The sequence below is a fragment of the Streptomyces sp. NPDC001156 genome, from assembly GCF_053598275.1.
The window spans coordinates 22,109-28,352 of sequence record NZ_JBSFJX010000104.1 but is presented as its reverse complement, the minus strand read 5'-3'; the positions used below and the strand labels follow the sequence as shown (position 1 = coordinate 28,352).

General features: G+C 69.6%; 3 protein-coding genes. All 3 read right to left on the bottom strand.

Going from position 1 to position 6,244, the window contains the following annotated elements:
• Positions 1-133: 133 nt before the first annotated feature.
• The 3 genes from ACWDA7_RS33695 to ACWDA7_RS33685 all read right to left on the bottom strand — a co-directional run bounded on the left by ACWDA7_RS33695 (position 134) and on the right by ACWDA7_RS33685 (position 6,149).
• On the bottom strand, positions 134-3,835 hold the full coding sequence (locus ACWDA7_RS33695; RefSeq protein ID WP_450609247.1) for a S8 family serine peptidase: 3,702 nt from the start codon (positions 3,833-3,835) through the stop codon (positions 134-136).
• A gap of 861 nt (positions 3,836-4,696) precedes the next feature.
• Positions 4,697-5,479, bottom strand: a complete 783-nt coding sequence (locus ACWDA7_RS33690) for an SDR family NAD(P)-dependent oxidoreductase (protein ID WP_450609245.1) — start codon at positions 5,477-5,479, stop codon at positions 4,697-4,699.
• 46 nt (positions 5,480-5,525) lie between these two features.
• A complete protein-coding gene (locus ACWDA7_RS33685; protein ID WP_450609243.1) occupies positions 5,526-6,149 on the bottom strand; it encodes an LUD domain-containing protein in 624 nt (207 codons plus the stop codon).
• Positions 6,150-6,244: the final 95 nt, after the last annotated feature.

Sequence of the window (6,244 nt, the reverse complement as noted above, 5' to 3'; positions counted from 1 at the left end):
TTTTACCCCGCCTCCCCGGTACCGCGCGGCCCCACGGCCCCGCGCGTTCCGGATCGTCTCCCGCCGGGGCGGCTTCCGGCCCCCGGCGGGAGACGCGTGGGTGCACCATGCTGTGGCGGTGCGCCCCACAAGGTCAGCGGAGACCGAAGGCCCGCATCACGGTCTGTGTGACCGCGTTTCCGGCACTGTCGTGGGCGTGAGCCCGCAGTGAGACGAACTGGGCCTGCTTCGGGGCGGACAGTGCGAACCGGCCGTCCTTTCCGCCGGTGATCTTCCGCCACGTGTGTCCGTCGTCGTAGGACACCTCCAAGGTGACCGCCGACAGGGTGCCGGCGCCGGTGGCGTGGGCGAGGTGGGCGACGGACGCCGCCAGCGTCGCGTTCCTTGCGGCCTTGCCCGCCGCGTTGGTGTCGACTCCGTAGTTGATCTGCATGAGCGGCAGGACTGACGTCTCGTCCCCCGCCGGAGCCTGGGAGGTGAAGTCCCACTCGGTGTGCGTGGTGGAGGAGTACGGGCTCACCGTACTGTCCCGGCTGGCGTCCAGGACGAGGCGGTACGGCAGCTTGCCGGCGCCGGGTGCGTCAGCCTGCACCATGGTGTTCCCCGAGTTCTGAGCCAGCTGGGTGTCACCCTGGTAGAGCGTGAGGGTGTGCGGCATGCGCTGGTAGTCCATGGACATGCCGACGTGATCCGAGCCGCCCCAGCCGGGGACGTCCAAGGTCAGCTGGCTCCCCGTGCGGGTCGGCGGCTTGTAGTTGTTGTTCAGGTACGGGCGCTCTATGGGCTTGAACCACTGCTGTGTCTGTGTGCTGCCCGCCCGGTACGTGGTGCGTGGCTCGATCTCGAAGAGCAGACCTTCGACGTAGGCCTCCTGACCCCAGGAGTATCCGGGCCCGGTGGAGACCCAGTCGACCCGCTGCGAGTTCATCGGCTCACTCGTCATCGTGCCGATGCCCCAGTCCGAGTAGACCGGCCAGTCGAAGCGGAACTCACCACCGCGCCGGGTCGTATCGGGGCTGTCGAAGTCGACGTTGACCCGCGCGAGGGTCTTCGGGCCGCCCTGGACGACCATGTGGTCCGGGATCTGGTTGTGCCACGTCCACATCAGGTCGTAGACGTAAGGGCTGACCGGCTGCGAGTCCACCGAGAGCGCCGCCTTGGGAGCAGAGGCCTGGGCGAAGAGTTTCTCGCCCTCGTCCGTGCTCAACAACGCGACGTCGATCCGGGCGGGGGTCTCCTTCCACGGTTCAGGGCTGTAGCTCCGGAACCAGCGCCCCGGTTCGTTGTTCACGACCAGCAGGAGTCTGGCGCCCGCCTCGATCGCCGCGGCGGCTTGGTCGGCGTCGCTGATCGTGTCGTTGCGGCGGACAACCACCGCCTTGCCCCGCGCGTCCACGCCGGCGTAGTCCGCGCTCGTGCCGTCGCCGACGGCCACGAGCGGGAGCTTGTAGTGACCCTGGGCCAGTGCGGTCACGTCCTGTTGCCGGAGGGCGTCGGTGAACTCGGTGGTCTTGGTGGCGATGGCGAGTGCCGGCTGCTCCTTGCGCCAGCGGGCGCCGAGGTAGAAGTCGCCGTGGGTCACCTTGTGCGTGGTGGGCTGGGCCCAGAGGCTGTCGTAGCTGGTCTGGGTCTCCATGTAGTCGCGCCAGGTTCCACCGCCCATCGAGCGGTTGTACTCAAGGCGTTGGTAGGTCGTCTCGGTCCGCTGCGGCGTGGTCATGTCCACCCGCTCGATCTTCGAGGCGTCCAAGGTGACCGTGGTGTCGTGGTCCATCACGACCTCGGGGTCACCGAGCAGCGCCATCCCCATCGAGTGAGGGCCGTGGACACCCTGTACGTCCTTGAACTCCAGCACTGAGTAGACGTCGTTGGGGAGGAACATCTGCGCAGTGCCGGTCTCGTCGACGATCCAGAACTCGGGCCCGAACTGACCGGACCGCAGCAACTCGACGACCCCCGACATCGGCTTGCCCTGTGCGTCCTTGAGGACCAGGGTCAGCTTGTGGGCGATGTCGCCCAGCGACACGGCCGTGTGGGTGATGGTCTTCCCGGCTGTGTCGGCCGCGATGACCTGGCCGGTCCAGTGACCGTTCCCCGTTGCTTTGGAGCCGTCGATGATGGCCGTGACCTCGGCGGTGCCGTGGGCCGGTACGACGACCTGGGAGGCGGACAACCGGAACATTCCGGCAGGGGCGTTCGGGGCCTGCACGGACAGCTCGAGGGTGACCGGTGAGCCACCCATGTTGGTGTAAGTGACCGGACGCGTCACCGCGTCGGACGCGCCGGTGGTCACCTGCCCGGCGAACGCGGTCGCCGAGGCGAAGACGTCGGCGCTCAGTGCCGACGGGACGTCCACCCGGCCGCTGCCCGCCTGGAAGGCGTCGTACTTGGGCGTCTGCTTCGAGGTGCTGACCAGGAGGTCCTTCAACTGGGAGCCGGTCAGCCCGGGGTGCGCCGCCGCGAGCAGGGCCGCGGCGCCCGCGACATGCGGGGTGGCCTGGGAGGTCCCGCTGAAGGTCTGATAGCTGCCCTCGCCGGACGGCGAGTATTGGGAGCGTGCCGCCAGCACGTCGACGCCCGGGGCGGTGATCTCCGGCTTGAGCCCGCCATCGCCGACGCGCGGGCCCTGGCTGGAGAACCAGGCGACGTCGTCCGAGGAGTCGACGGCCCCTACCGTCAGGGCTGCGTCGGCCGCGCCGGGGGAGCCGACGCTGTAGTCCGAGCCCGCGTTGCCCGCGGCGACCACGAACAGCGTCCCGGTCTCGGCGCTCAGGCGGTCGACAGCCGCGCTGAGGGGATCCGTGCCGTCGGACGGCGCCGTGGAGCCCAGGCTCATGTTGACGATGTCCGCGTGCTGGTCCACTGCGGCCCACTCCATGCCGGCCAGCACCCAGGAGTCCTGGCCGGAACCCTCGTCGGAGAGCACCTTGCCGATGTGCAGGTCGGCACCGGGCGCGACGCCCTTCTCCTTGCCGTCCGACGCGGCCCCCGTGCCGGCGATGGTGGACGCGACATGGGTGCCGTGGCCATGGCGGTCGGTCACGTCCTCGTCCGGAACGAAGCTCTGCGCGGCCGCTATTCGGCCGACCAGATCAGGGTGTTCGGCGTCGACGCCGGTGTCCAGAACGGCGACGTCCACGCCCTTCCCCGTGTCGCCGGCCTCCCACGCCTGCGGCGCGCCGATCTGAGCGGTGGACTCCGCGAGATCCGCCTTCACGACCCCGTCGAGCCAGATGTGGGAGATACCTCCGCCGAAGGCCGGTTTGCCGGACACGGCTGCGGTGGTCCTCGAGCCGGACGCCGGGGCGGAGGTGACAGCACGCCAGAAGTCGGCCGATCGGTCCCGGTCCTCGGACAGGGCGGCACCCTGGACGCTGCCGAGGGCCTTGACCCGGGTGGCGCCCTCGGGGGTTGTGGAACGCAGCCCTGAGGCGGCCTTGCTGTTGTACGAGACGATCAGCGGCAACTGGTCCCGATGTGCGTCGTCGTAGCCGTCCGCGACGAGCTGGCTGATGTCGAACAGGCGCTTGTCCAGCACGCCCGCCGCCACGTAGGGGAGAACGGACTCGGGATAAACGTAAAGGTCGCCGTTCGACTCCATGATGCGCGCCTGGGCTTGTGTCCCGGCGGCAGCCTGCACATCGACGGTGCCGCCGGCGGCGCCGGACCGCCGCGTGACCACGACGTCACCCGTGATCAGGGTGACCGAGTGGGCGCCCGGGGGAACGTTGCGCTGCGCGGCGGGAGCGGCGGAGTCGGTGGCCGCGGCGTGGGCGGCGGACACGGCGGCGGGCTGTGCCAACGACAGGAGGGCGGCGCCGGCGACGGCGAACACGCTCCAGCATCTCGGTGATGATCTCAAGAGATTCCCTGACTGTTCCGTAGGGCCCAGGTCGGCCCGCAAGCGATTCATGGCTGAAGTGATGGATCGGCGGGGATGGGATGGCCGACGCTGCGGACCGATGGTGGCGGTTCTGGGATCGCGGCAGCTCGGCGTGGACGATCAGAGTTAAGGCTTGTGAACGGGAGATGTATAGATCAGACTCGTGTCTGATATCGCCACCTGGCGAATCGCGCCAAGGCTCGGCGGGTTCGGATCAGGCGGGACAGCAGCGCCGTTCGAAACCCTTGGTGGGTGGCTTGACTTGAGAACTGGGCCTCTTGGTCCAAGAGGGTCTCGGGGCCGCCACCGCGATCAGCGGGTCCGGCGTCCTGACATCTGCTGCGGTCGGCGATGAGGAGTCCTCCCGCAGCGCCAGGACATAGGCGAAAGCGTCAGGGAAGGCGTGGCGACACAGCCAGTTGGGCTCGGGCGCCGCGAGCGTAGCGTTTGACCGTATTGAGCGCCAGATTGAGCCGTCGTACGCGGGCGAGGAGGTTCACACCGTTGTCGCTCAGGTCGTGGACGGTGTGCTGGCGTTCCAGGGTCGTGTGTTCGCGTCAGTGTCTGCCGTTTCGGGTCGGCTTTTAGCTCACAAGGCGTGGGGACCTTCTTGAACATTGGTCGGGCCCGTCCTACCGGCTAATCCCAGCATCACCACTCTTGGCGGGCTTGCTTGTTCGCGGGCCAGGAGCGAGCCTCGGGACGAGAAGGCTCGTCAGTTCGGGATCGCCAACCCTGGCCGAGTTGATCCTGGCCGCCGGCCGGCTGGTCGCCCCCGGAGGTTCCACCGGCCTCCTAGCGCGCCACGACAGGTCAGATCGTCTTGATCAAGCCGCCGTCGACGAGGTACTCCTGGCCGGTCATGCTGGCCGCCAGCGGCGAGGCGAGGTAGGCGACCAGGGAGGCGACCTGCTCGGGCTCGACGAGCCGGCCGGAGCGGATGCCGGACGCCGCGGCCAGGCCGGCCAGTAGGTCGTCGTGCGAGATTCCCTGCGCGGCAGCGAGGGCGGCGCCGATGCCGTCCGGGGCGGTCCATACCGGCGTGCGGGTCGGTCCTGGGGCGACTGTCGCGACGCGCACGCCCTGGTCCCCGTACTCCTCGGCGAGTGCTTTGCTGAACGCGGTGAGCGCCGCCTTGGCGGTGTTGTAGGGAACCGGGCCGCTGTGCGGCAGTCGGGCGCCCACCGAGGAGATGTTGACGATCAGGCCGTGCCGGCGGGTCAGGCTGGGGATCGCGGCCCGGCAGGTGCGCACCGCGGAGTAGAAGTTCAGGTCGAACGTCTTGTGCCACAACGCGTCGTCGTAGTCGAAGAACGCGCGCAGGTCCGTGGCGTCACCGCCGCCGGCGCAGTTGACCAGGACGTCGATGTCGCCGTGGGCTGCGACGGCCGCGTGCACGAGCTCGCCTGGACCGTCCGGCGTGGCCAGGTCGGCGGTGATCGCGTGTGCGCCGGACTCGGCGAGTTCGGGCGACACGGTGCGGGCCGAGCCGATCACGTTCGCACCCTCGGCGAGGAGCGCCTGCACGATGGCCAGCCCGATCCCGCGGCTGGCCCCGGTCACCAGGGCCGTCGTACCCGCCAATTGCAGATCCATGTTCTGGTACTCCTCTACGTTCGGATGGCCGGCTGGCGACGCGCGCTCAGAAGCCGATGGCTTCGCGGAGCAGCAGGACGGTGGCCCGGCCGGGGTGGGGTTCCGCGTTGAGCACGAGCAGGCGGTTGACCGCGCTGGGCAGGCCGTAGACGTCCTGGGCGCGGGCGCTTTCCAGAGGGAGGGCGTGCTCGTCGACGCGGCGCAGCGCCGTGGCCAGGTCGGGTACCACCTTCTGTGCCCCGATGATCCAGATCGCCTGGGCGGCACCTCCGGCGTAGGCGGGTAGCTGGCTGCCGCTGGCCGAGGCGGCTACCAGCGAACCGGCCTCGGTGAGCGCGGCGACGCTGCCGACGACGACGTCGGGGCCGGCCAGCAGCCGCCGGATGTCGTCGGCCTGGGTGACGCGGTCCATGGCCACGACTCGAGGCTTGACCGCCTGGTATCGCCCGCCGGCGTTGATGTCCTCGTCGATACCGGACAGGCGCAACGTCTCGCTGGCCGCGGTGAACACGCTGGCTCCGTCGACGATGAGCTCGCCGACCCGGGCCCGGGCCTCGGCGGCGCTGTCCAGGATCTCGACGGCGAAACCGTTGGCCGTCAGCGCGGCGGCGGCTCGTGCGAGGCGATCCGCGGGGGCCGGCTCGGTGAACAGCGTCTCGGAACTCGGCATGGGCATAGTGCCTCCATAAGGTTGTTTGCAGGGCGCGGTGTTGCCTTCTGCGGTGGTGCTCGGTACCCGCTCAGCCGGCCAGGGTCGGGGCGGCG

Excerpts from the sequence above, each read along its gene's own strand:
- ACWDA7_RS33690 (WP_450609245.1), bottom strand. The coding sequence starts at position 5,479 with ATGGATCTGCAATTGGCGGGTACGACGGCCCTGGTGACCGGGGCCAGC.
- ACWDA7_RS33685 (WP_450609243.1), bottom strand. The coding sequence starts at position 6,149 with ATGCCGAGTTCCGAGACGCTGTTCACCGAGCCGGCCCCCGCGGATCGC.